The 23,888-nt window shown below is 73.3% G+C and carries 19 protein-coding genes; 15 read left to right on the top strand and 4 right to left on the bottom strand.

The window, feature by feature from the left end:
• Window positions 1-132: 132 nt before the first annotated feature.
• Window positions 133-1,299: a 3-hydroxy-9,10-secoandrosta-1,3,5(10)-triene-9,17-dione monooxygenase oxygenase subunit gene (gene hsaA / locus F9B16_RS11875; protein WP_151540075.1), complete on the top strand. Its 1,167-nt coding sequence runs from the start codon at window positions 133-135 to the stop codon at window positions 1,297-1,299.
• A 187-nt stretch (window positions 1,300-1,486) separates the two neighbouring features.
• Window positions 1,487-2,239 carry an alpha/beta fold hydrolase gene (locus F9B16_RS11870; RefSeq protein ID WP_151540074.1) on the top strand — a complete coding sequence of 251 codons (753 nt, stop codon included), beginning with the start codon at window positions 1,487-1,489 and terminating at the stop codon, window positions 2,237-2,239.
• A gap of 73 nt (window positions 2,240-2,312) precedes the next feature.
• Here the strand turns inward: F9B16_RS11870 and F9B16_RS11865 are convergent, their stop codons facing one another.
• Complete coding sequence (locus F9B16_RS11865; protein WP_151540073.1) at window positions 2,313-3,476, bottom strand: alpha/beta hydrolase family protein; 1,164 nt, start codon at window positions 3,474-3,476, stop codon at window positions 2,313-2,315.
• Entirely contained in the window at window positions 3,473-4,999 is a 1,527-nt protein-coding gene (locus F9B16_RS11860; protein ID WP_151540072.1) for an FAD-dependent oxidoreductase, read from the bottom strand. Before F9B16_RS11860 ends, F9B16_RS11865 begins: the two co-directional genes overlap by 4 nt.
• Window positions 5,000-5,163: 164 nt before the next feature.
• Between F9B16_RS11860 and F9B16_RS11855 the strand changes: the two genes are divergently transcribed.
• The 3 genes from F9B16_RS11855 to F9B16_RS11845 all read left to right on the top strand — a co-directional run bounded on the left by F9B16_RS11855 (window position 5,164) and on the right by F9B16_RS11845 (window position 7,467).
• The gene (locus tag F9B16_RS11855) at window positions 5,164-5,826 is read left to right on the top strand and encodes a TetR family transcriptional regulator (protein WP_151540071.1); all 663 of its coding nucleotides are present in this window, start codon (window positions 5,164-5,166) and stop codon (window positions 5,824-5,826) included.
• A 61-nt stretch (window positions 5,827-5,887) separates the two neighbouring features.
• Entirely contained in the window at window positions 5,888-6,634 is a 747-nt protein-coding gene (locus F9B16_RS11850) for an SDR family NAD(P)-dependent oxidoreductase (RefSeq protein ID WP_151540070.1), read from the top strand.
• Between the two features lie 56 nt (window positions 6,635-6,690).
• Window positions 6,691-7,467: an SDR family oxidoreductase gene (locus F9B16_RS11845; RefSeq protein ID WP_151540069.1), complete on the top strand. Its 777-nt coding sequence runs from the start codon at window positions 6,691-6,693 to the stop codon at window positions 7,465-7,467.
• A 93-nt stretch (window positions 7,468-7,560) separates the two neighbouring features.
• Here F9B16_RS11845 and F9B16_RS11840 read toward each other — a convergent pair whose 3' ends face one another.
• Entirely contained in the window at window positions 7,561-8,481 is a 921-nt protein-coding gene (locus F9B16_RS11840; RefSeq protein ID WP_151540068.1) for a 3-oxoacyl-ACP reductase, read from the bottom strand.
• A 172-nt stretch (window positions 8,482-8,653) separates the two neighbouring features.
• Between F9B16_RS11840 and F9B16_RS11835 the strand changes: the two genes are divergently transcribed.
• From F9B16_RS11835 to F9B16_RS11815, 5 genes are all read left to right on the top strand, one after another.
• On the top strand, window positions 8,654-10,363 hold the full coding sequence (locus tag F9B16_RS11835; protein WP_151540067.1) for an acyl-CoA synthetase: 1,710 nt from the start codon (window positions 8,654-8,656) through the stop codon (window positions 10,361-10,363).
• An 82-nt stretch (window positions 10,364-10,445) separates the two neighbouring features.
• Complete coding sequence (locus tag F9B16_RS11830; RefSeq protein ID WP_151540066.1) at window positions 10,446-11,606, top strand: steroid 3-ketoacyl-CoA thiolase; 1,161 nt, start codon at window positions 10,446-10,448, stop codon at window positions 11,604-11,606.
• Between the two features lie 12 nt (window positions 11,607-11,618).
• Entirely contained in the window at window positions 11,619-13,901 is a 2,283-nt protein-coding gene (locus F9B16_RS11825; protein WP_151540065.1) for an acyl-CoA dehydrogenase, read from the top strand.
• Window positions 13,901-14,512, top strand: coding sequence for a PaaI family thioesterase (locus F9B16_RS11820; protein WP_151540064.1), 612 nt, complete (start codon window positions 13,901-13,903; stop codon window positions 14,510-14,512). The genes F9B16_RS11825 and F9B16_RS11820 overlap by 1 nt, the downstream gene beginning before the upstream one ends.
• A 70-nt stretch (window positions 14,513-14,582) precedes the next feature.
• Window positions 14,583-16,010, top strand: a complete 1,428-nt coding sequence (locus F9B16_RS11815; RefSeq protein WP_151540063.1) for an AAA family ATPase — start codon at window positions 14,583-14,585, stop codon at window positions 16,008-16,010.
• 7 nt (window positions 16,011-16,017) lie between these two features.
• Here the strand turns inward: F9B16_RS11815 and F9B16_RS11810 are convergent, their stop codons facing one another.
• Window positions 16,018-17,646, bottom strand: a complete 1,629-nt coding sequence (locus F9B16_RS11810) for a class I adenylate-forming enzyme family protein (RefSeq protein ID WP_151540062.1) — start codon at window positions 17,644-17,646, stop codon at window positions 16,018-16,020.
• Window positions 17,647-17,836: 190 nt separating this feature from the next.
• Here F9B16_RS11810 and F9B16_RS11805 point away from each other — a divergent pair, with 190 nt between their 5' ends.
• From F9B16_RS11805 to F9B16_RS11785, 5 genes are all read left to right on the top strand, one after another.
• Entirely contained in the window at window positions 17,837-18,598 is a 762-nt protein-coding gene (locus F9B16_RS11805) for an SDR family NAD(P)-dependent oxidoreductase (RefSeq protein WP_151540061.1), read from the top strand.
• Between the two features lie 158 nt (window positions 18,599-18,756).
• Window positions 18,757-20,175 (top strand): ABC transporter substrate-binding protein, encoded by a 1,419-nt coding sequence (locus F9B16_RS11800; protein ID WP_151540060.1) that lies wholly within the window; start codon window positions 18,757-18,759, stop codon window positions 20,173-20,175.
• A gap of 34 nt (window positions 20,176-20,209) precedes the next feature.
• On the top strand, window positions 20,210-22,462 hold the full coding sequence (locus F9B16_RS11795; protein ID WP_151540059.1) for a branched-chain amino acid ABC transporter permease: 2,253 nt from the start codon (window positions 20,210-20,212) through the stop codon (window positions 22,460-22,462).
• Entirely contained in the window at window positions 22,449-23,177 is a 729-nt protein-coding gene (locus F9B16_RS11790; RefSeq protein WP_151540058.1) for an ABC transporter ATP-binding protein, read from the top strand. The genes F9B16_RS11795 and F9B16_RS11790 overlap by 14 nt, the downstream gene beginning before the upstream one ends.
• Entirely contained in the window at window positions 23,174-23,887 is a 714-nt protein-coding gene (locus tag F9B16_RS11785) for an ABC transporter ATP-binding protein (protein ID WP_151540057.1), read from the top strand. Before F9B16_RS11790 ends, F9B16_RS11785 begins: the two co-directional genes overlap by 4 nt.
• Window position 23,888: the final 1 nt, after the last annotated feature.

The following is a 23,888-nucleotide window of genomic DNA, read 5'->3' as shown; positions in this document are numbered from 1 at the left end:
TTCGAACGGTAGGTCGAGCGCCGCGGTCCGGTCCCGGAAGTCTCAGTGGCCGGGACGCGCGTCCCCGCGGCGGCACGGTGACATGGTGTCCTGCGAGGGCCGGAACGGAAAAGGCGGGAGCGAGGAGCGGGCATGAGCAACGAGGTCCTGGAAGCCGTGCGGGAGCTGCTGCCGGGCATCGCCGAGCGGGCCCGGTCCGTGGACGAGAAGGGCCGCATCCCGGCCGAGACGATGAAGGAGCTCACCGCCGCCGGGGTGTTCCGGATGCTGCAGCCGTCCCGGTACGGCGGCGCCGAGGACGACCCGGTCGCCTTCTACGAGGTGGTCAGGGCGGTCTCCGGCGCCTGCGGCTCCACCGGCTGGGTCACCGCCGTCCTCGGCGTCCACTCCTGGCACCTCGGCCTCTTCCCGGACGAGGCGCAGCAGGAGGTGTGGGAGCCGGGCCCGGACGTGCTGGTCGCCTCGTCGTACGCGCCGATCGGCCGGCTCACCCCCGTGGACGGCGGGTTCGAGGTGTCGGGGCGGTGGGCGTTCTCGTCCGGCTGCGAGTTCGCGGACTGGGCGCTGCTCGGCGGCCTCGTCGTCGGCGCGGAGGGCCGCCCGGTCGACTTCATGACCGTGCTGATCCCGAAGGCGGACTACGAGATCCGCCAGGTGTGGGACTCGATGGGCCTGCGCGGCACCGCCAGCGACGACATCGTGGTGGAGCGGGCGTTCGTGCCCGCGCACCGCGCGATGCGCAACTTCGACCAGGCGCAGCTGCGCACCGCGGGCCGCAAGGTCAACACCGGGCCGCTGTACCGGCTGCCGTTCGGCACGATCTTCACCACCACCGTCGCGGCCAGCGTGATCGGGATGGCGGCGGGCTGCCACGACCTGTACGTGCAGCGGATGCGCGACCGGATCCGGCTCAGCCTCGGCGGCGGCCGGTTCGTCGAGGACCAGTTCGCGCAGGTCGCGGTGGCGCGGGCGGCGTCGGAGATCGACGCGGCGATCCTGCAGACCGACCGGAACGTCCGGGAGATCTACGCGTACGCGGTCCGCAACGAGAAGATCCCGATGGAGCTGCGGCTGCGCGCGCGCCGCGACCAGGTGCGCGGCACCGAGCGGGCCATCGAGGCGATCGACATCCTGTTCAAGACGGCGGGCGGCAACTCGCTGCACCGCGGCAACGTGATCGAGCGGGCCTGGCGGGACGCGCACGCGGGCAGCGTGCACGTGGCGAACGACGTGGAGCACGCGCTGTCGATGTACGGCCGCGGCGAGTTCGGCCTCGCGGTGGAGGACAACCTCGTCTGACGCCGGGAAAAGGGCTTGGGCGGGATGGGGCCGGGCTGGTAGCTTGCACGGGATCGTGAAGGAACGCGAGGAGGTGAGACCCATGAACGCTGGATCGAGGTGGGTGCTCCCCCTTTCGTCACGGTCTTACGGCTGACACAGGTGTCGCCGGGAGCGCCCGAAAAAGGCACTCCCGAAAGGCAACACCATGCATTCCTTGCACTTCACCGCCGAGACGTCGTCGAACGGCGTCCGCGAACGCGACTTCACCGTGGACGGCGTTCCCGGCGTCCTCTGGTCCCCCGCGTCCGGCACCGGCCGCGCGCCCCTGATCCTGATGGCCCACGGCGGCGGCAACCACAAGAAGTCGCCCGCGATGGCGGGCCGCGCGCACCGCCTCGTCACCGGCTGCGGCTTCCACGTCGCCGTCATCGACGCGCCCGGGCACGGCGACCGTCCCCGCACGCCCCACGACGAGCGGGAGATCGCCGAGCTGTTCCGGGCGCGGGCGGCGGGCGAGCCGGAAGGGCCGATCGTCGTCCGGTACAACGCCCACCTGGCGGAGCAGGCCGTCCCGGAGTACCGCGCGACCCTCGACGCCCTTCAGGAACTGCCGGAGATCGGCCCGGGCGGGCCGGTCGGTTTCTTCGGCCTGAACATGGGCACCGCCATCGGCGTCCCGTTCGTCGCGTCCGAACCCCGGATCGCCGCCGCCGTCTTCGGCCTGCACTGGCCCGACGCGCTGGCCGACGCGGCGCGGCGGATCACCGTCCCGATCGAGTTCGACCTCCAGTGGGACGACGAGCACATCCCGCGTGAGTCCGGTCTCGCGCTCTTCGACGCCTTCGCCTCGAAGGAGAAGACCCTGCACGCGAACGCCGGCGCGCACAAGGAACTCCCGAGGTTCGAGGTGGACAACGCCGTCCTCTTCTTCGCCCGCCACTTCCCCCGCGCCGCCTAGCCGCTGGCATGCGGCGAGTCGTCGTTATGGGCGGCTCCATAACGACGACTCGCCGTGAGCGGACGCGGTCCCGTCAGCAGGTGGTGGGCGGGGTTCCTCCGGACTGGAGGGTCCGGACGAAGGCCAGCGCGTCGTCGAAGGACGCGTTGATGGAGGCACGGTGGTCGGCGCCCGCGTATTCGCGGTACGCGATGGCCGGGGACCGCTTGCACAGGTCGGCGACCAGGGCCTTCGTCGCGGCGGGGGAGACCGACGTGTCGGCGGTGCCCTGCGCGACGAGGGTCGGGACGCGCAGGTCGAGGCCGGTGGCCTCCTGCGCGTTGAAGTAGGTCTCGAACGCGGTCAGGTCGGCGTCCGGGCGGAAGACCTGGTCCAGCGGGATCGCCGACCCGGCCTCCCTCAGCTGGGCGAGGCACGCGTCGCGCTGCCCGGATTCGAGGACCTTCGCGGCCGCCGGGGTCAGCAGGTCCTCCGGGTGGAACGACGGGTTCGCCGCCTTCGCCCCGTTGAGCAGCACGAACAGGAACGGCACCGCCAGTTCGGCACCGGGGTACTGCGCCTGGACGTACGTCGCCGTCTCCGCCATGTGCGACCCGGGCGCGATCGCCACGGCGCCCTTCAGCCGGACGTCGCGGGTCTTCTCGGCGGCCGTGAACAGCGTCGCGTGGCCGCCCTGGCTGTGCCCGGCGACGTAGAAGGTCCGCCCGATGTGCGGGTCGACGCCGTGCGCGGCCCGGACGATGTCGATGACGGTGTTCGCCTCGCTCGCCCCGTTCATGTACGGGTGCCCGCCCGGCGTGCCCATGCCCTCGTAGTCGGTCTGGACGACGGCGAAGCCGCGCGCCACCCACTTGTCGAGGTAGCCCTCGGTGATCGACAGGTAGTCGTGCGCCGGGCCGGTGGCGGTGTCGCGGGACGGCGCGCACGCGTCGGCGGTGCCGGTGGTGCCGTGCGCCCAGCTGAGCACGGGCCAGCCGCCGCGCGGCGCCTTGCCCTTCGGGACGGCGACGGTGCCCGTCACCGCGATCCGCCTGCCGCCCACGCCCTCCGAGACGTACCGGATCGCGCGGGTGAAGGAGGCGGACGGCAGCGCGGCGGCGGTGTGCAGCGGCGCGCTCGCCAGCAGCGTCCCGCGATGCCCGGGATCGGCGTGCGCGGGCACGGCGGTGCCGGCGAGCCCGGCGGCGGCCACGGCGGCCGTGGCGGCGGCGGTCAGGCGCCCCCTGGCGAATCTCACGTGCGGTTCCTCCTCATGTCCTGGACGGCGCGGTAGGCGAAGGCCATCGCCGATCCGATCGGGATGCCCGGCCCGGGGTAGACGGGGCCGGTGAACGATGCGCTGGTGTTGCCCGCGGCGTACAGCCCGGGGATGGGGCGGTCGGCGCCGTCGAGGACGCGGCCGTCGGGGTCGGTGCGCAGCCCGCCCTTCGTCCCGAGGTCGCTGAGCACGATCTCCGCGGCGTAGTACGGCGGCTCATCGACCGGGACGAGGCCGGGCTTCCCGCCGGTGAAGAACAGGTCGTACGGGTCCTCACCGCGGTGGAAGTCCTCGTCGGCGCCCTTGGCGGCGAGACCGTTGAAGCGTTCCACGGTCGCGGCGAGCGTGCCGGCGGGCAGGCCGGTCTTCGCGGCGAGGTCGGCGAGCGAACCCGCCTCGACCCACGTGCCGGACGCCACCTGCTCCTCCAGCGCCACGGGCGGGACGGAGATCGCCGGCAGGCCCTTCGAGCGGGCGTCGAAGATCAGGTGGAACGGTCCCTCGGCCGCCGCGAGCCGCCGCCCCATCTGGTCGTACGGGAGGGACTCGTTGGCGAACCGGCGGCCCGAGCCGTCCACGACGAGCCCGCCGCGGAACCCGAGCGTGAACGCGGGCAGGCCGTCCGGGGTCAGCACGCCGGGGCAGAACCACGCCTGGTCCAGCAGGCCGGTGGACGCGCCCGCCGCGACGGCGGCGGTGATCGCGTCGCCGGTGTTGGCGCCGTCCGGGGCCATCGTCCAGGCGGCGCCGCCGGGGACGCCGCGCTCGCCGCGCAGCGCGGCCGACGACTCGAAGCCCCCGGCCGCGAGCAGCACGCCGTGCCGGGCGCGGAGCCGGCGCGGGCCGTCCGGCGTCGCCGCGACGACGCCGGTGACCTCGCCGTCCTCGACGACCAGGTCCGTCAGCGCGGTGCCGGTGCGGACGTCGCCGTTGCCCGTCGCGGTGATCGCCAGCAGCAGCCGGCCGATCAGCGCGCGGCCCTGCACGAGCGGCTTGGACGCGGAGTGCCCGCGCCCCGCCCGGTCCCGGTCGACCGGCGGCCGGACGAGCCCGGCCAGGTCGCCGAGCCGCTCGGCGGGCAGCGGCAGCGGGACGAACGACCGGCCCATGTCCATGCGGCCGGGCGCGTCGTAGTAGTCGGGGAACGGCTGGAACTCGAACTCGATCGCGGGGTCCTGCTCCAGGAAGTCCACCAGCTCCGGCGCCGTCTCCAGGAACGCCTCCCGGTGCGCGGCGGTGCCGTCGCCGATCAGCGCCCGCAGGTAGGTGCGCGCCGACTCGGCCGAGTCGCCGATCCCGGCCCGCTCCTGCACCTTCGTGCCGGGCAGCCAGATCGCCGACCCCGAGTACGCCGACGTCCCGCCGAGCACCCCCGTCTTCTCCAGGACCGCCGTCCGCAGCCCGGCGGAGGCCGCGGCGAGCGCCCCCGCCATCGCGCCGGCCCCCGAACCGGCCACCACCACGTCGTATTCGTCGTCCCACGATTCCCCGGCGTTTCCCACGTGACGTCCCCTCCGAGCCTCGGGTGCTGGCGCGGCCACAAGGTAAGCGGGGGCGCGGCGCACCGGGACGCCCGGTCCCACTGACCGGTATCGACGATCGCGGGACGTGCCGGGACTCCGGATATTGTTCCTTGTCAGCACCGGAAAGGACGTGGGGGAGGATCGTGGCGAGGATCGCGTCGGCGAGGCTGTCCGCCGAGCCGAGCTCACCCGAGCAGCACGACCGCCGCCAGCGCATACTGCGCGCGGCGGCGCGCATCGGCGCGGAGAAGTCCCTCGAGCGCGTCCAGATGCACGAGGTGGCGAAGGCCGCCGGCGTGGCGATCGGCACCCTCTACCGGTACTTCCCGTCGAAGGTCCACCTGTTCACCGGCGTGATGGCCGCGCAGGTCGACCGGCTCCGCGACCAGGTCACCGAGCCCGACCCGGACACCGCGCCCGAGGAGGCCGTCGCCGACCTGCTGGTGCAGGCCAGCCGGTACCTGATGGCGCAGCCGGTGCTGTCGACGTCGATGCTGCACGCGTCCAACACCGCGCACGTCGCGACCGTCGCCGACACCGTCCACATCGACAACACCTTCCGCGAGATCCTGCTGCGCGCCGTGGGCATCGAGGTGCCGACCGCGCAGGACGTCACGCTCGTCCGGCTGCTGATGCAGTGCTGGTACGGCGTGCTCCAGTCGAGCCTGAACGGGCGCGCGTCCATGGCGGACGTGGAGAGCGACATCCGGCTGGCCTGCAAGCTCCTCCTCGCGCCGCGCTCGAACGCCCCCGGGAACGCGCCTGGGAACGCCGCGGGGAACACCTCCGGGAAGGCCCCCGAGTAGGCGCTCCCGTTCATCGGGATCGTCCCGGCGGGGCGTACCGGGCCGCGGTTAGCGTTCCGGCATGAATCGCTACGACGGCGTGAAAGTGCTCCTCACCGGGGCCGCGTCGGGCATCGGACGGGCCACCGCGCACCGGCTCGCCGCCGAGGGCGCCGCGGTCTACGCCGTGGACCGGTCCGCGGACGGGCTCGCCGAGACCGCCGCCGGCGCCCCCGGCCCGGGGACGGTCGCCACGCGCGTCGCCGACGTCACCGACGAGCCCGCCGTGATCGCCGCGGTCGCCGACGCCGCGGACACGCTCGGCGGCATCGACGTCCTCGTCAACGTCGCGGGCGTGCACAAGACCACCCCGATCGGGACGCTGTCGGTCGCCGACCTGACGTGGATCTTCAACGTGAACCTCGTCGGCACCGCGCTGTTCTGCCGGGAGGCCCTCAAGCACCTCCCGGACGGCACCGGCGTCATCATCACCACCTCGTCGCTGTCGGCGACGCAGGGCAACCCGTACATGACGGCCTACTCGGCGTCCAAGGGCGCCGTGCTGGCGTTCTCGCTGAGCCTCGCGGCCGAGCTGTCCGCGCGCCGCATCCGCGTCGTGCCGATCTCCCCCGGAACCGTCGACACCCCGCTGACCAGGGCCGACATGTTCCCCAAGGGGACCGACCTCAGCTACTTCGCGCGGATCGTGGCGCCGTTCGGGGTCGCCGATCCCGCGCAGATCGCGTCCGTCATCGCGTTCGCCGGGTCGTCCGACGCCGGCTACCTGACCGGCGCCGAGCTGCGCGTCGACGGCGGCTCGCACCTGTAGCCCCCGGCACGTCCGGCCTCGCGGCCCTCGTCCGGGACATCGAAAGGAAGACGTACATGGGACGCACCATCGCCGTGAGCGGGTCGGCCTCCGGCATCGGGAAGACGCTGGCGGAGCTGCTGCGCAAGCAGGGCGACGAGGTCGTCGGGGTCGATCTGCGCGACGCCGAGGTGTGCGCCGACCTGAGCACGGCCGAGGGCCGGATGCAGGCCGTCGCGGAGGTGCTGGAACGCTCCGGCGGCGCGCTCGACGGCGCCGTCGCCTGCGCCGGGGTGACCGGCCCGACGCCGCTGACCGTCCAGGTCAACTACTTCGGCGCGGTCGCGCTGCTGGACGGGCTGCGCCCGGCGCTCGCCGAGGCGGAGGCGCCGCGCGCCGCGGTGGTCGGCTCGATCTCCGGGACGCAGCCGGTGGACGACGCGGTGCTGCGCGCCTGCCTGGAGGGCGACGAGCCCGCCGCGCTCGCGGCGGCGGACCGGGTGCTGGCGGCGAAGCAGGGCAACCGGCTCTACCCGTCGTCGAAGTCGGCGCTCGCGCAGTGGCTGCGGCGCGTGTCGGTGACGCCGGAGTGGGCGGGCGCCGGGATCCCGCTGAACGCGGTCGCGCCCGGCGTCGTCCGGACCCCGATGAGCGCGCCGCTGTTCGAGGACGAGAAGATGTTCAAGATCATGAACGAGGCGGTGCCGATGCCGCTGAACGGCTACGCCGACGCGATCGTCATCGCCGAGGCGCTGGCCTGGCTGGTATCGCCCGCGAACTCGCACATGGCGGGCCAGGTCATCTACGTGGACGGCGGCGCCGAGGCGACCCTCCGGGGCCCGTCCGTCTTCTGACCTGTACCGTCTTCCGAGCTGTACGGTCGTGTGACCGGCAGACGCCGAAGGCCGCCCCTCCGCGCCGGGGGCGGCCTTCGGGCGTCCGCGGGGTCAGCCGGCGTTGGTGCCGGTGGTGTCCAGCTTCGCCACGCTGTAGGCGGCGTAGGTCCGGTGCGGGTCGCGCTCCGCGAAGTACGGGGTGACCTGCGCGCCGAACTCCTCGACGGAGAACACGCCGTCCGCGGCGGTGAACTTCTGCTCGACGGTCGGCGCGGCCATCAGCGCGACCATGTCGCCGTACACGATGAACACCTGGCCGCTGATCTTCTCCGCGGCGGGCGAGGCGAGGTAGCCGACGAACGTGCCGACGCGCTCGGGCGCCATCGCGTCCAGGCCGCCGGGGGAGGTGCCCTCGCCGAAGGTCGCCTCGGTCATCGAGGTGCGCGCGCGCGGGCAGATCGCGTTGGCGCGGACCCCGTAGCGGCCGAGCCCGGCGGACGTGGACAGGGTGAGCGCGACGATGCCGGCCTTGGCGGCGGAGTAGTTCGGCTGGCCCGCCGACCCGAACAGGAACGCCTCGGACGCGGTGTTGACCACGCGGCCGTAGACGGGGCCGCCCGCGGCCTTGCTCGCCGCCCGCCAGTACACGGCCGCGGCGCGCGACACCGCCGCGTGCCCCTTCAGGTGGACGTGGATCACGTCGTCCCAGTCCGGCTCGGACAGGTTGAACAGCATCTTGTCGCGCAGCACGCCGGCGTTGTTGACCAGCACGTCCAGCGAGCCGTAGGTGTCGACGGCGGCGGAGACGAGGGTGTCGCCCATGGACCAGTCGCCGACGTCCCCGGTGACCGCGATCGCGCTGCCGCCCGCCCCGGTGATCTCGGCGACGACCTTCTCGGCGGCCGGGCCCACGTCGTTGACGACGACGTTGGCGCCCTGCGCGGCCAGCGCGAGGGCCTCGGCGCGCCCCAGCCCGGCGCCCGCGCCGGTGACGATGGCGGTGCGGCCCGCCAGGGAGAGGTCAGCGTTCATCGGTGCTCCCGGTATGTCCGTGCGTTTCGGCCGGACCGGAGACTAGTACGTATTCTAGTTGGCCTGCGGCGACGGTCCCGCTCAGCGGGCCCAGCCCGTCCTCGTGGTCAGCGCGGACCGGTGAGTGGGACGGCGTTTGCCAGCAACGAGAACGAATTCTAGTCTCGCCGCCATGACACTTCAGCTGGCGACCCTGTTCGAGGCGGTGGCCGCGGCCGTGCCGGACCGCCTCGCCGTGGTCTGCGGCGCGCGAAGGCTGACCTTCGAGCAGCTCGACGCGCGCGCTGACACCGTGGCGCGCGCGCTGCGCGCCGCGGGCATCGGCCCAGGGGAGCACGTCGGCGTCCACATGCCGAACGGCACCGAGTACGTCGAGACGATGCTCGGCTGCCTGAAGGCCAGGGCCGTCCCGGTCAACATCAACTACCGGTACACCGACCGCGAGCTGCACCACCTCTACACCGACGCGGGGCTCGCCGCCCTCGTCGTCGACGAGGAGTACGCGCCGGCCGCCGCGCGCGTCGCGCACGACTGCCCCGCCCTCCGCCACGTCCAGATCGTCCGCCCGGACACGACCGCCGGGAACGAGGCCGCCGGAAACGAAACCGCCGGAAACGCGGCCGCCGGAAACGAGGCCGCAGGCAGCACGGCGGGCGCGGCGACGGACGACGTGGCAGGCGGCGCTGCAGGTGGCGGGCTGGAGTGGCCGTCGCGGATCAGCGTTCGCGACTACGACGCCGAACCGGGCGAAGCCGACCCGTCCCTCCGCGAGGGCCGCAGCCCCGACGACCACTACGTGCTCTACACCGGCGGGACGACCGGGCTGCCCAAGGGCGTCGTGTGGCGGCACGAGGACTTCTACATGGCCGCCGTCAGCGGCGGGAACCCGTACGGCGACCCGCACCTCACCGCCGAGGACCTGGCCGCCGCCGCGAAGGCCGGCACCGGGTTCGGCTACCTGCTGACGATGCCGCTGATGCACGGCGCCGCCGCGTACACGCTGCTCATCGCCCTGTTCACCGGCTCCCACGTGATCCTGGCGCGCCGCTTCGACCTGGTCGCGACGCTGCGCCGGATCGAGCGTGAGAAGCCGATGATCGTCACGGTGGTCGGCGACGCGATCGCCCGCCCGCTCGCCGACGCGATCCGCGCGCACGGCGCCGGGTACGACCTGTCCTCGGTGAAGGTCGTCGGCTCGGGCGGCGCGATCTTCTCGCGCAGCGTCCAGGAGGAGATCGCCGAGCTCATCCCCGGCGTGTACATCAACAACGGGTTCGGCGCGTCCGAGTCCGGGGTGGACGGCAGCATCCAGGTCGGCGCGGACGGGCTGATGCGGATCGCCCCGACCCCGCGCCTCACCGTCGTCGACGATGCGATGAACCCGATCCCGCCCGGCTCGGACGAGATCGGCGTCGTCGCCCGGTCCGGGCACGTCCCGCTCGGCTACCACAACGACCCGGAGAAGACCGCCCGCACGTTCCCGGTGATCGGCGGGACGCGGTGGGCGATCCTCGGCGACATGGCCCGTGTCGAGGCCGACGGCACCACCGTCGTGCTCGGCCGCGGCTCCGGCTGTATCAACACCGGCGGCGAGAAGGTCTTCCCCGAGGAGGTCGAGCAGGCCCTCAAGGCGCACCCCGCCGTCATGGACGCGCTGGTCGCGGGCGTCCCGGACGACCGGTTCGGCGAGCGGGTCGCCGCCGTCGTCGAGCTGCGGGCCGGCGCGTCCGCCACCGCCGAGGACCTGCGGGCGCACTGCCGCGCGCACCTCGCCGGCTACAAGATCCCGGCGCTGGTCGCGTTCACGGACGCGGTCGTCCGCTCGCCGAGCGGCAAGGCCGACTACCGCTGGGCCAAGCGCTTCCTCACCACCTCCCGTTGAGTTGCGGCGTGCCGCCCTCGTTCAGGCGCGGGCGAGGGCGGCGCGCCGCAGCTCGACGACGAACCTCGAGAAGGAGATCCTCATGGCCGAGGCCGTGATCGTCGACGCCGTCCGGACGCCGGTCGGCAAGCGCTACGGCGCGCTGTCCGGGCTGCATCCGGCGCAGCTGCTCGGCCTGGCGCAGAAGGGGCTGCTGGAGCGCGCGGGCGTCGACCCGGCCGCGGTCGGGCAGGTCGTCGGCGGCTGCGTGACGCAGGTCGGCGAGCAGTCCAACAACGTCACCCGCAACGCCTGGCTGTACGCGGGCCTGCCGTACGCGACGGCCTGCACGACGATCGACTGCGCGTGCGGGTCGTCGCAGCAGGCGGTGCACCTGGTCGCGGGGCTGATCGCGGCCGGCGCGATCGACGCCGGGATCGGCTGCGGCGTCGAGGCGATGAGCCGGGTGTTCCTCGGCCAGGCCCTCGCGCCCGGCACCGGCAGCCCGGCGCCCGACGGCTGGGAGATCGACTACCCGGACCAGTTCACCGCCGCGGAGCGGATCGCGAAGAAGCGCGGCATCACCCGCGCGGACGCCGACGCGCTCGGCGTCGCGTCGCAGGCCAGGGCGCGGCGCGCGTGGGACGAGGACCGGTTCGCCGGGCAGATCGTCGAGATCGAGGCGCCCGTCATGACCAAGGAGGGCCCGACCGGCGAGACCGCCGTCGTGTCCCGCGACCAGGGACTGCGCGACACCACCGCCGAGGCGCTGGCGAAGCTGAACCCGGTCATCCCGGACGGCATCCACACCGCCGGGAACTCCTCGCAGATCAGCGACGGCGCCGCCGCGGTGCTGCTGATGTCGGCGGAGAAGGCCGCCGCGCTCGGGCTCCGGCCGCGCGCCCGGATCGTCGCGTCCGGCATGGTCGGCTCCGACCCGTACTACCACCTGGACGGCCCGGTCGAGGCGACCTCGCACGTGCTCGACCGCGCCGGGATGAAGCTCTCCGACATCGACCTCGTCGAGATCAACGAGGCGTTCGCGTCGGTCGTGCTGTCGTGGGCGTCGGTACACGAGCCGGACATGGACAAGGTCAACGTCAACGGCGGCGCCATCGCCCTCGGCCACGCCGTCGGCTCCACCGGCGCCCGCCTGATCACCCAGGCCGTGAACGAGCTGGAGCGCGCGGACAAGTCCACCGCGCTCGTCACGATGTGCGCCGGCGGCGCGCACTCCACGGCCACCATCATCGAACGGATCTGAGGACTCACGCACATGACCATCGGGCTGACCGAGGAGCACCGCGACCTGCGCGACGCGGTGCGGGCCTTCACGTCCCGGCAGGTGACGCAGGCCGCCGTCCGCGCGGCCGTCGACGCCGGGGCCGAGAAGGCGCCGGAGTTCTGGGCCGACCTCGCCGGGCAGGGACTGCTCGGCCTGCACCTGCCGGAGGACGCGGGCGGCGCCGGGTACGGGCTGGTCGAGCTGGCCGTCGTGGTCGAGGAGCTCGGCCGCGCGATGACCCCCGGGCCGTTCCTGCCGACCGTCCTCGCGAGCGCGGTGCTGCACCGGGCCGGGCACTCCGCGCACCTGGAAGGGCTCGCGTCCGGCGCGACGCTCGGCGCGGTCGGGCTGGAGGCGGGCGGGCTGACGCTGTCGCGCTCCGGCGGCGTCGTCACGCTGACCGGCGTCTCCGCGCCGGTGCTCGGCGGGCAGCTCGCCGACGTGTTCGTCCTGCCCGCCGCCGACGGCGACGCGACGGCGTGGGTCGTCCTGCCGCGCGACGCCGTCACCGTGGAGGCGCTGCCGAGCCACGACCTCACCCGGCGCCTGGCCAGGGTCGGGTTGGAGAACGCAACCGTCCCCGCGGAGTCGGTTGTGAATCTGGACTCGCAGGACGTCCTCGACCTCGCCGCCACGCTGTTCGCCGCCGAGGCGTCCGGCCTCGCCGACTGGGCGACCACCACCGCCGCCGAGTACGCCAAGGTCCGCGAGCAGTTCGGCCGCCCCATCGGCCAGTTCCAGGGCGTCAAGCACCGCTGCGCCCGGATGCTCGCCCACGCCGAGCAGGCCCGCGCCTGCGCCTGGGACGCCGCCCGCGCCCAGGACGAAGCCGGCACCCAGGGCGAAGCCGGTGCCCAGGGCGAAGCCGGTGCCCAGGGCGAAGCCGGTGCCCAGGACGAAGCCGGTGCCGAGGACGAATCGGGCGCCAAGTCCGGCGAGGCGTCCCTCGCCGCCGCCGTCGCCGGCGCCACCAGCGTCCAGGCCGCATTCCAGACCGCCAAGGACTGCATCCAGACCCTCGGCGGCATCGGCTTCACCTGGGAGCACGACGCGAGCCTCTATCTGCGCCGCACCCAGACCCTGCGCGTCCTGCTCGGCTCCACCGCGTCCTGGCGGCGCCGCGTCGCGTCCCTCACCCTCGCCGGCGTCCGCCGCGAACTCGGCGTCGACCTGCCGCCCGAGGCCGAGGCCGTCCGCGCCGAGATACGCGCCGAACTCGAACCCGCGAAGGCCCTCACCGGCAAGGAACGCACCCGCTACCTCGCCGACCGCGGCTACACCGCCCCGCACCTCCCCGCCCCCTGGGGCAAGGGCGCCGACGCCGTCACCCAGCTCGTCATCTCCGAGGAGATGCGCGCCGCCAACCTGCGCGCCCACGACATGATCATCGGCAACTGGGTCGTCCCGACGCTGATCGCGCACGGCTCGCCCGCCCAGCACGAGCGCTTCCTGCCCGCCTCGCTGCGCGGCGACATCCGCTGGTGCCAGCTGTTCTCCGAGCCCGGCGCCGGCTCCGACCTCGCCGCCCTGTCCACCCGCGCCGAGAAGGCCGACGGCGGTTGGAAGATCACCGGGCAGAAGGTCTGGACGTCCATGGCCCGCCAGGCCGACTGGGGCATCCTGCTCGCCCGCACCGACCCGTCCGTCCCCAAGCACAAGGGCCTGTCCTACTTCCTGCTGGACATGACGTCGCCCGGGATCGACATCCGCCCGCTGCGCGAGCTGACCGGCGACGAGCTGTTCAACGAGGTGTTCCTCGACGGCGTCTTCATCCCCGACGACCTGCTCGTCGCAGGGCCCGGCGACGGCTGGAAGCTCGCCCGCACCACGCTCGCCAACGAGCGCGTCTCGCTGTCCAACGACTCGTCCCTCGGCAGCGGCGGCGAGGCCCTCCTCGAACTCGCCGCCGGGAACGCCGACGACGAGCGCCTCACCACCCTCGGCGGCATCCTCTGCGACGCCCAGTCCAGCAGCCTGTTCGGACTGCGCACCACGCTGCGCTCCCTCGCCGGCGGCCAGCCCGGCGCCGAGTCCAGCATCGGCAAGCTGATCGGCGTCGAGCACATCCAGCAGGTGTGGGAGACCGCCGTCGACTGGATCGGCGCGGACGCGCTCACCGGCGAGGGCCCCGGCGGCATGGGGGACCCGACCTGGATGTTCCTCAACTCCCGCAACATGTCGATCGCGGGCGGCACCACCGACGTCCAGCTCAACATCATCGGCGAGCGGCTCCTCGGGCTGCCCCGCGACCCGCAGCCCGCCGGGAGGGCCTGATGCCGATGGACCTGCAGGCCGGCCGCCGCTCCTGCGGCGTGGACGGCGCCGCCGCGGCGGCCCGCCGGGTGATCGGCGCGCTCGTCCGGGCCGGGGACATCTCCGGCGCCGACATGGCCGACATCGCCGACCGGCTCAACGCCGTCGCCGACGACCTCGAGGCCCAGGCCCCGCCCCTGCGCGACCGCCTGGTGAACATGTGGCGCGGCGACGGCAACACCCGCCACGACCCGGCGACCGGCCCGGAGAACCCGATCGCGCCGCCGCTCGCCTACGTCGGCCGCCCCGACGGATCCATCGAGAGCACCGTCACGCTGGACCTGCCCTACCAGGGCCCGCCGTCCAGCGTCCACGGCGGCGTCTCCGCGCTCATGCTCGACCACACCCTCGGCGTCGCGAACGGGTGGGCCGGCACGTCCGGCATGACGGCGGAGCTGACCCTCCGCTACCACCACCTGACGCCGCTGTTCGAGCCCCTGACGGTCACCGCCCGCCAGGTCTCCGTCGACGGCCGCAAGATCCGCACCACCGGCGCCATCAGCGCGAACGGCCGCCCCTGCGTCACCGCCGAAGGCCTGTTCATCGCCAAGTACCCGCCCCGCCCCCGCTGACCGGCGGCCCGTCCTCATGCGGGTATTGGGCTAATCTATGTAGATGCCATCTACGTAGAGTGGAGCTACCTTGGCGGGGTTCATCGGGCGGGACGCGGAGCTCGCCGTCCTGCGCAAGCGGCTGGAACGGGTCGCCAGGACCGGGACGGGAGCGGCGCTCGCGCTGCGCGGGCGGCGGCAGGTGGGCAAGTCCCGGCTCGTCCAGGAGTTCTGCGACCGCGCCGGTGTGCCGTACGTGTTCTCCACCGCCACCAAGGGCGCCTCTCCGATCGAGGCGGTGGACGCCTTCCTCCGGGACGTCCGGGAGTCGGCGCTGCCGGCGGACTCCGAACTCGTCCCGACGCTGCAGAACGGCAGCTGGCCGGACGCCTTCCGGGTGCTGGCCTCGGTGCTGCCGGACGCACCGTCCATCCTCGTCCTGGACGAGCTGCCCTGGCTGGCCGAGCAGGACGCGCTGTTCGACGGCGCGCTGCAGACGGGCTGGGACCGGCTCCTGTCGTCCAAGCCCGTGCTGCTCCTGCTGCTCGGCAGCGACGTGCACATGATGGAGCGGCTCACGGCCTACGACCGGCCGTTCTACGGGCGCGCCGACACCATGGCCCTCGGCCCGCTGAACCCGGCGGACCTGAGCGATGCCCTCGGGCTGGGGGCGGCGGACGCCATCGACGCGCACCTGGTGTCGGGCGGGCTGCCCGGGATCGTCCGCACCTGGCCGCACGGGACGCCCGCGCTGGAGTTCCTCGAGGAGGAGTGCGCCGACCCCGCGGCGGCGCTGTTCGGCGTCCCGGAGGCGTCGCTGCTCGCCGAGTTCCCCAACCCCGACGTCTCCCGCCGCGTCATCGAGGCGGTCGGGTCCGGCGACCGCACGCACGCCAACATCGCGGCGTCCGCCGGCAGCCGCGACGGCGCGCTCCCGTCGGGGACCCTCTCGCCCCTCCTGCGGCGCCTCACCGAGGAGAAGCGGATCATCGCGGTGGACGAGCCGCTGTCGGCGCGGCCCGGCAAGCCCGCCCTCTACCGCATCGCCGACAGCAACCTGCGGCTGTACCTGGCGGCGCTGCGGGCGGCGCACGAGCAGGCGCGACGGGGCCGCCCGGAGGCGGGCTTCCGGATCGTCCGGCGGCGCTGGACCTCGTGGCGCGGGCGCGCCGTCGAGCCGCTGGTGCGGCAGGCCCTCGAGCGCGCGGACCTGCCCTGGCCGGAGGTGGAGGCGGTCGGCGGGTGGTGGAACCGGCGGTTCGATCCCGAGGTCGACCTGGTCGGGGCCGACCGCGCGCCCGTCGCGGGCCGCATCGCGTTCGCCGGGTCGGTCAAGTGGCTCGCCGGCCCCTTCGACGACCACGACCTCGCCGGGCTGCGGCGCGCGGCCGTCCAGGTCCCGGGGCTCGACCCGGCCACGGCCGGGCTCGTGGTGGTGTCCCTGTCCGGCGTCCAGGCGCGCGACGGCGTCGACCTCGTCTGGACGCCGGAGGACGTGGTGGCCGCCTGGCGCTCCTGATCCCGGGTCAGCCGAGCGCCTTCTCCACCTCGCGGCGGATGACCTTGCCGGTGGCGTTGCGGGGGAGGGGGTCGGTGGTGATCTTCCAGCGGGACGGGACCTTGAAGTAGGCGAGGCGGTCGCGGGCGAACGCGGCCAGGTCCGCCTCGGCGGCGGGGGTGCCGCCGAAGACGACGACGGCGAGGACCTCCTGGCCCAGGTCGGGGTGCGGGACGCCGAGGACGATGCACTCGCGGACGCCCGGGTACTCGGCGAGGGCGTTCTCGATCTCGGCCGGGTAGACGTTCTCGCCGCCGCGGATGATCAGGTCGGAGCGGCGGGCGGTGAGGCGGAGGCGGCCCTGCTCGACCGTGCCGATGTCGCCGGTGCGCAGCCAGCGGTCCGGGCCGATGGCGCGGGCGGTGGCCTCCTCGTCGCGCCAGTACCCGAGCATGTTGTAGGCGCTGCGGACGCAGACCTCGCCCTCCTCGCCCTCGGGCAGCGGCTTGCCGTCGGCGTCGCGGATCTCCAGCGCGACGCCGGCGACGGGGCGGCCGAGCGTGCCCGGCGCCTCGGCGAGGTCCATGGGGGACGCGACGGCGACGCCGGTGCAGGTCTCGGTGAGGCCGTAGCTGTCGACGAGGGCGTTCGCGGCGGGCGGGAACGCGGCGCGCAGCTTCTCCTTGAACGCCGGGGAGGACGGCGCGGACGCCAGCGCGAACCCGGTGAGCGACGACGTGTCGTAGCGGGACAGGTCGCCGTGCTCGATCATCCGGTTCGCCATCGTGGGGACGGCGCCCCAGTTCGTCACGCGCTCCTTCTCGATCAGCCGCAGGACCTTGTCGACGTCGAACGCGCCCTCGTGCATGACGACGGCGGTGCCGGTGGCGAGCCGGGGGACGGCGAGGTTGTGCAGGCTGGCGATGTGGAAGAGGGGGAGCGCGAGGAGGTAGCGGCGGGACGCGGGGTCGGCGGGGTCGCCGAACGCGGTCAGCAGCGCGTCGTTCAGCCGGTGGTACTCGATCACCGAGGTCAGGTTGCGGTGCGAGTGCACCGCCCCCTTCGGGCGCCCTGACGTGCCGCTGGTGTAGAGGATGACCGCGGGGTCGTCCTCGGCGACGTCCGGCAGGTCGAAACCGGCGGACGGGTACCGGGCGGCGAGCGCCGGGACGTCCTCCTCGACCGTCAGCACGCGGGTGCCTGCCGGCATCTGCGCGGCGCGCTTGGCGTCGGCGATGACGAGCTTCGGCTCGGTGTGGCCGAGGGCGTACTCGATCTCGCGGGGCGCCCACCAGGCGTTGTAGCCGACGGCGATGGCGCCCGCCGCGATCGCGCCCCAGAACGCGACGATCCATTCCGGGGTGTTGGCGGCGTCGATGGCGACCCGGTCGCCGGGCCGCACGCCGTGCTCGTCGCGCAGCGCCTTCGCCAGCGACGCGGCCTGCGCCGCGTGCTCGGCGAAGCTCAGCCGCCGGGCCGCGGTGACGATGTAGTCGCGGTCGCCGAGGGCGGCGGACCGGGCGAGCACCTCGCCGAGGCTCCGGGCCCGTCCGGCGAACACCGGCAGCCGGGTGCCGAGCACCTCCTCCTCGCGCAGTTCGAACTCGCCGCCGGGGCCGGTCAGCCGCTGCATGATCTCCATCGCCGTCGTGGGCATCAAGCCTCCTCCTCGCGTGGCCGAAGGCTCTCACCCCGGCCGCGGGGACCAGCGGGTCTTTCCGCTGAGCGAGACCGGACCGCAGGGTACCCGGCCTGCTTGGAGCGTTCCCGGTGAGCGGGACTGCGGCTATTGCGTGGGCCGCGTCACATCACCATGACCGCACCAGGACGGATGCAGGGGGGATGACATGGGAAGCCTCGACGGCAAGGTCGCGATCGTCACCGGTGCGGGCCAGGGCGTCGGCCAGGGCATCGCGCTGGCGCTGGCGTCGGAGGGCGCCGCGATCGCCGTGCTCGGCCGGACGCCCGCGAAGCTGGAGACGACGTGCGCCCTGGTCCGGGAGCGGGGCGCGGACGCCGAGCCGTTCGCCTGCGACGTGGCCGACACCGGGGCGATCCCCCGCGTGGTGGACGCGGTCGCGGCCCGGTTCGGCGGCGTCGACATCCTCGTCAACAACGCCTATTCGGGCGGGTACGGGCCGCTGCTGGAGATGAGCGACGAGAAGTTCCAGCGGGGCTTCGTGTCCGGCCCGTTCGCGGCGTTCGCGTTCATGAAGGCGTGCCATCCGCTGATGAAGGCGCGGGGCGGCGGCAACATCGTCAACCTCGTGACGTCGGCGATGGTGCGCTGGGACCCGACGACGTACGGCGCGTACGCGGCGGCCAAGCAGGCGCTGCGGTCGCTGACCCGGACGGCCGCCGCCGAGTGGGGGCCGGACGGGATCCGCGCCAACTCGATCGCCCCGCATGCCCTCTCACCTGGGCTGAAGCGGTGGACGGAGGCGTTCCCCGAGGCGGCGGAGGAGTTCCGCAAGACGATCCCGCTCGGCTACATCGGCGACTGCGAGGCCGACATCGGCAACGCCGTCGTCGCCCTCGTCCAGCCGGGCCTGCGCTACCTGACCGGCGCGACCGTCCCCCTGGACGGCGGCCAGGCCTATTTCGGCTGAGAGAGCGTCTTTTCCCGGCTGAGAGAGCGTCTTTCGGCCCGGCACGGCCGGCTCCGGCCGGTGCGCCGTCCCGTTCCTGGTGAACCGGGACCACGCCCCCCGCCGCACAACCCCACCCCACTCGCCGCCCGTGCGGCCGGTGAAAGGAGACCGACCGAATGAAGGTCGAGAAGATCGGGCGCCTCGCTGCGGGCGCCCTCGCGGTGACGCTGCTGGCGTCCTGCGCCAGCTCGCGTTCCGGTTCGGACGCGACGTCCGGCGGCGGCGGTTCGCGGGACGGCGGTTCGACCGCCGGCGCGAGCGCCACGTCGTTCGGGACGCTGCCGTCCCCGTGCGGCAAGGGCGACGCCAAGGGCTCCACGGACCAGGGCGTCACGGACAACGAGATCCGCATCGGGTTCGGCGACGACCGCGGGTCGACGACCGCGCCGGGCCTGTCCAAGGAGATGGGCGACGCGGTCAGCGCCATGATCGACTGGTGCAACCAGCAGGGCGGCATCAACGGCCGCAAGATCAGGGGCGACCAGTACGACGCCGCCTACACCCAGTCCGTGAAGGTGGTGCAGCAGGCCTGCAAGCAGGACTTCATGCTGGTCGGCCAGGGCTTCGCCATGGACGACGCCGCCGAGCAGTACCGGGTCGGCTGCAAGCTGCCGACGGTCGCCGGCTACACCGTCGGCCCGAACGCGGCGATGGGCCCGATGAAGTTCGAGGCGGTCCCGTACCCGGTGGACCTGTACAACATCGGGGCGCTGCGGATCGCGGAGAAGGAGTTCCCGAACTTCAAGGACAAGACGGACCTGCTGCACACGACGTCGCCGGCGGTCGAGACCGGCAACGCCAAGGTCGAGGCCGCGATGAAGCAGATCGGCGTGAAGCCGCTGGACTGCGGCGTCAAGACCAACACCGCCGGTGAGAGCAGCTACACGCCGTTCGCGCTGAAGCTGAAGGACTGCGGCGCGCGGAACCTGTGGACGTCGGGTTCGCCGACCCCGGCGGCGCTCGGGCTGCTGGAGGCCGACGACCGGGCGGGGCTGAAGCCGACGTACCTGTTCGAGGCGACCTGGTACAGCTCGCTCGTCTCGCAGTGGAACAAGGCCGGTATCGGCGACGACATCAACATCGGCATGATCTTCCAGCCGTTCGAGAACGCGGCCAAGGTGCCCGCGGTCAAGCAGTACATGGACATCGTCAACGCCCACAAGGGCAAGATCGCGCTGCTGGGCATGCAGGCGACGTCGTCGTTCCTGCTGTGGGCGCAGTCGGCCAAGGCGTGCGGGTCCGACCTGACCCGCCAGTGCATGGTCAACGAACTGGCGAAGGTCCACGAGTGGACGGGCGGCGGGCTGCACGCGCCGACCGACCCGGGCGCCAACAAGCCCGCGTCGTGCGCGCTGATGGTGCGCCTGCACGGCGACAAGTACGAGCAGGTCTTCCCGAAGAACGTCGGCGAGTTCGAGTGCGGCGGCGACTTCGTCATCAAGACCGACCCGAAGACCTGGGGCACCACGCTCGACGGCGACCGCACGTCGACCAAGTTCCTGACCGGCGACGTCATCAAGCCCCAGTCCTCCTGATTCCGCCGGAGGCGCGACACATGGCGGTGAATCAATGACGACGTTCCTGACCTACACCATCCTGGGCCTCGTCCTCGGCGCGGTGTACTCCATCGCGGCGTCCGGGCTGGTGCTGACGTACAACACCTCGGGGATCTTCAACTTCGCGCACGGCGCGCAGGCCATGTTCGGCACGTTCCTGTACTGGCAGTTCCAGCAGTGGGGCTGGCCGGTGTGGCTGGCGCTGGTCGCGGTGATCGGGGTGGTCGGCCCGGCGATGGGCGCCGCCCTGCACGCGGTGATCATGAAGGGCCTGCGCGGCACCGCGGACGTCACGAAGATCATCGTGACGGTGTCGGTGCTGCTCGGCACGGTGTACCTCGCCCAGTGGGTGTGGGACCCGGACCAGGCCCGCACCGTGGACATGTTCTTCGGCACCGGCGCCAAGGTCTCGCTCGGCGGGGTGGAGGTCCGGTACCACGAGATCGTCTGCCTGGTCGCCGCCGTGGCCATCGCCGCCGGGCTGCGGGTGCTGTTCACCCGCACCCGCGCGGGCGTGGTGATGCGCGGCTCGGTCGACGACCCGGACCTGCTGCGCCTGAACGGGCACGACCCGGAGCGCGCCGCGATGCTGTCGTGGGCGCTCGGCTCCACCCTCGCGGTGACCGCGGGCGTGCTGATCGTGCCGATCAGCGGCGGCGCGCTGGACGCCAACCACCTGACGCTGCTGGTCATCGACGCGTTCGCGGCGGCGATGTTCGGCCGGCTGCGCAGCATCCCCCGCACCTTCGCGGGCGCGATGGTGCTGGGGCTCGCGGCGAACTACGTGCTGGCCTACCTGCCGTCCGCCGGGACCTTCACCGGCAACCTGCGGGTCTCGCTGCCGATGATCATCCTGTTCGTGGTGCTGGTGGTGCTGCCGCAGGACCGGCTGCGCGGCGCCGCCGTCCGCACCCGCGAGCGGTACCGGCCGCCGACCGTCCGGTCGGCGGCGGTGTGGGGCGCGGTCCTGGTCGCCGGCGTGTACCTGTACAGCCTGCTGCTGTCGGACGCGGGCGTCACCACGCTCGCGCTCGGCATGACGTTCGCGATCATCGCGCTGTCGCTGACCGTCCTCACCGGCTACGCGGGCGAGCTGAACCTCGCGCCGCTGGCGTTCGGGGCGGTCGCGACGGTCGTCGCGTTCCACTTCGGGGTGCAGGGCAGCGGCCTCGCGGCGCGGCTGAACGTGCAGGGCGTGCTGCTGGCCGTCGTCGCGGCGGCGCTGGCCGGCGGGCTCGTCGCGCTCCCGGCGCTGCGGCTGCGCGGCCTGTACCTGGCGCTCGCCACGCTGGCGTTCGGGGAGTTCCTGTCGAACATGGTGCTGCGCGACACCACCGAGCACGAGCTGCTCGGGATGAGGTTCACGCTGTTCCCGGACGGGTCGCTGGTCGTCCCGCCGCTGAAGGCCGGCCCGCTCGACCTGCGGAACGGGACGTCCTCGTTGATGACCGCGACGGTGCTGTTCGCGCTGATCGGCATCGGGCTCGCCGCGCTGCGGGGCAGCGGGTACGGGCGGCGGCTCGCGGCGATGAAGGACAGCCCGGCCGCGACGGCGATGCTCGGCCAGAACCTCGTCCGGCTGAAGCTGAGCGTCTTCATGATCTCGGCGGCGATCGCCGGGCTCGGCGGCGTGCTGATGGCGTCGGCCAGCGGCACCGTCTCGCAGGAGAACTTCACCTTCGTCGGCAGCCTCGGCCTGCTGATGCTCGTCGTCGTCGCCGGCATCGGCTACATCAGCGGCGCGCTGGTCGGCGGGCTGATGGCGGGCGCCGGGTCCGCGGTGCTGGTCGCCACGTTCAACGACCTGGCGCTGGCGCACGAGGGGATGGCGAACGTCTACACCCTGCTCGGCCACCTCGTCCTGGTCCTGACCGCGCTGGTCGGGATGGGCGTCGGACGCAACCCGAGCGGGTTCGTGCACGACATCGCCGACGGCTACCGGCGGATGCGCGACGGCGCCAGGCCCGTCCTGTACGGGGGCGGCGCGGTGGGCGCGGTGCTGTACGTCCTGGCGGTCACCGGCGTGATCGGCGCCTGGACGTTCGGGATCGCCGCGCTCTGCGTCGCGATGTTCCTGCCGCTCGCCGGCGACATGTACCGGGCGGAGGGACGCGTCCGGCGGACGCCGCCGGAGCTGGCCGGTGTGGACGAGCCGTACACCGACGAGCTGCGGACCGAGCTCGACCGCGCGCTCGGGCTGCCGGCCGCGCACCGGCCCGCCCGTCTCGCGCCCGCCCTGAGGGGAGAAGCGAATGCCCCTGCTTGAAACCCGGGACATCACCGTCCGGTTCGGCGGCAACACCGCGGTCGACGGCGTCGGCCTCACCATGGACGAAGGGCAGATCACCGGCCTCATCGGCCCGAACGGCGCCGGCAAGACGACGATGTTCAACACCATCACCGGGCTCCAGAAGCCCGCGTCCGGGCAGGTGCTGCTGGACGGCGCCGACATCACCGGGCTGTCCCCGGCCAAGCGCGCGCGGCGCGGCATGGCGCGCACCTTCCAGCGGCTGGAGCTGTTCCTGTCGCTGTCGGTGCGCGACAACGTCCGCGTCGCGGGCGACGTCCTGCGCAAGGGGTCCCGCAAGCAGCTCGACGAGGCCACCGACGCGGTCCTCGAACGGACGGGCCTGACCGACATCGCCGGCCGCGACGTGTCGGACGTCCCGATCGGGCGGGCCCGCGTCGTCGAGGTGGCGCGGGCGCTGATGACCTCGCCGCGCGTCCTGCTGCTCGACGAGCCCGCGTCCGGGCAGACCGAGCGGGAGACCGAGGCGTTCGCGGAGATGCTCACCGGCCTGGCCGCCGAGGGTCTCGCGATCTGCCTGGTCGAGCACGACCTGCCGCTGGTCATGCGGCTGTGCTCGGCGATCCACGTGCTGGACTACGGCGAGCTGATCGCGTCCGGGACGCCGCGGGAGATCCGCGAGTCGCCGAAGGTCATCGCCGCCTACATCGGCACCGAGGAGGCGGCGTCATGACGGGGACGGAGGCGGAGCCGCTGCTGGAGCTGGCCGGGGTCCGCGCCGGGTACGGTGCGATCGAGGTGCTGCACGGCGTCGACCTCGCCCTCAGGCCGGGCTCGCTGCTGGCGCTGCTCGGCCCGAACGGCGGCGGCAAGTCCACCACGATGCGTGTGTGCGCGGGCCTGCATCCGGCGACGGGCGGGGAACTGCGGCTCGCCGGACGGAAGGTGAACGGCATCTCCGCGCAGGACGCCGCGAAGCTCGGCGTCTGCTCGATCCCGGAGGGCCGGGGCGTGTTCCCGAACCTGACCGTCCGGGAGAACCTGTGGGCCGCCACCGGAACTGGCGCCCGGCTCGCCGACCTGGAGGAGAAGGCGTACGGCCGCTTCCCGATCCTCGGGAAGCGGCGGGACCAGCTCGCCGGGTCGATGTCCGGCGGCGAGCAGCAGATGCTCGCGCTGTCGCGGGCGCTCGGCACCGACCCCGCGGTGCTGCTGCTCGACGAGCTGTCCATGGGCCTCGCGCCCATGATCGTGACGCGGATGTACGACACGGTCGCCGGACTGGTCGAGGAGGGCCTGTCGGTGCTGGTGGCCGAGCAGTTCGCGCGCGCCGTGCTGCCGATCGCCGACACCGCGGCGCTGATGCTGAACGGGCGGGTCGTGGCGACCGGCGCGCCCGCCGAGATCGAGGGCCGGATGGCCGGCGACTACCTGGGAGGTTGAC

Origin of the sequence: Actinomadura montaniterrae (assembly GCF_008923365.1) — a bacterium.
Lineage (GTDB): Bacteria > Actinomycetota > Actinomycetes > Streptosporangiales > Streptosporangiaceae > Spirillospora > Spirillospora montaniterrae.
Note: the sequence above shows the minus strand (reverse complement) of the source record. Positions and strands in the feature narration are given on the sequence as shown.

Excerpts from the sequence above, each read along its gene's own strand:
- hsaA (WP_151540075.1), top strand. The coding sequence starts at position 133 with ATGAGCAACGAGGTCCTGGAAGCCGTGCGGGAGCTGCTGCCGGGCATC.
- F9B16_RS11870 (WP_151540074.1), top strand. The coding sequence starts at position 1,487 with ATGCATTCCTTGCACTTCACCGCCGAGACGTCGTCGAACGGCGTCCGC.
- F9B16_RS11850 (WP_151540070.1), top strand. The coding sequence starts at position 5,888 with ATGAATCGCTACGACGGCGTGAAAGTGCTCCTCACCGGGGCCGCGTCG.
- F9B16_RS11845 (WP_151540069.1), top strand. The coding sequence starts at position 6,691 with ATGGGACGCACCATCGCCGTGAGCGGGTCGGCCTCCGGCATCGGGAAG.
- F9B16_RS11840 (WP_151540068.1), bottom strand. The coding sequence starts at position 8,481 with ATGAACGCTGACCTCTCCCTGGCGGGCCGCACCGCCATCGTCACCGGC.
- F9B16_RS11835 (WP_151540067.1), top strand. The coding sequence starts at position 8,654 with ATGACACTTCAGCTGGCGACCCTGTTCGAGGCGGTGGCCGCGGCCGTG.
- F9B16_RS11830 (WP_151540066.1), top strand. The coding sequence starts at position 10,446 with ATGGCCGAGGCCGTGATCGTCGACGCCGTCCGGACGCCGGTCGGCAAG.
- F9B16_RS11825 (WP_151540065.1), top strand. The coding sequence starts at position 11,619 with ATGACCATCGGGCTGACCGAGGAGCACCGCGACCTGCGCGACGCGGTG.
- F9B16_RS11820 (WP_151540064.1), top strand. The coding sequence starts at position 13,901 with ATGCCGATGGACCTGCAGGCCGGCCGCCGCTCCTGCGGCGTGGACGGC.
- F9B16_RS11810 (WP_151540062.1), bottom strand. The coding sequence starts at position 17,646 with ATGCCCACGACGGCGATGGAGATCATGCAGCGGCTGACCGGCCCCGGC.
- F9B16_RS11805 (WP_151540061.1), top strand. The coding sequence starts at position 17,837 with ATGGGAAGCCTCGACGGCAAGGTCGCGATCGTCACCGGTGCGGGCCAG.
- F9B16_RS11800 (WP_151540060.1), top strand. The coding sequence starts at position 18,757 with ATGAAGGTCGAGAAGATCGGGCGCCTCGCTGCGGGCGCCCTCGCGGTG.
- F9B16_RS11795 (WP_151540059.1), top strand. The coding sequence starts at position 20,210 with ATGACGACGTTCCTGACCTACACCATCCTGGGCCTCGTCCTCGGCGCG.
- F9B16_RS11790 (WP_151540058.1), top strand. The coding sequence starts at position 22,449 with ATGCCCCTGCTTGAAACCCGGGACATCACCGTCCGGTTCGGCGGCAAC.
- F9B16_RS11785 (WP_151540057.1), top strand. The coding sequence starts at position 23,174 with ATGACGGGGACGGAGGCGGAGCCGCTGCTGGAGCTGGCCGGGGTCCGC.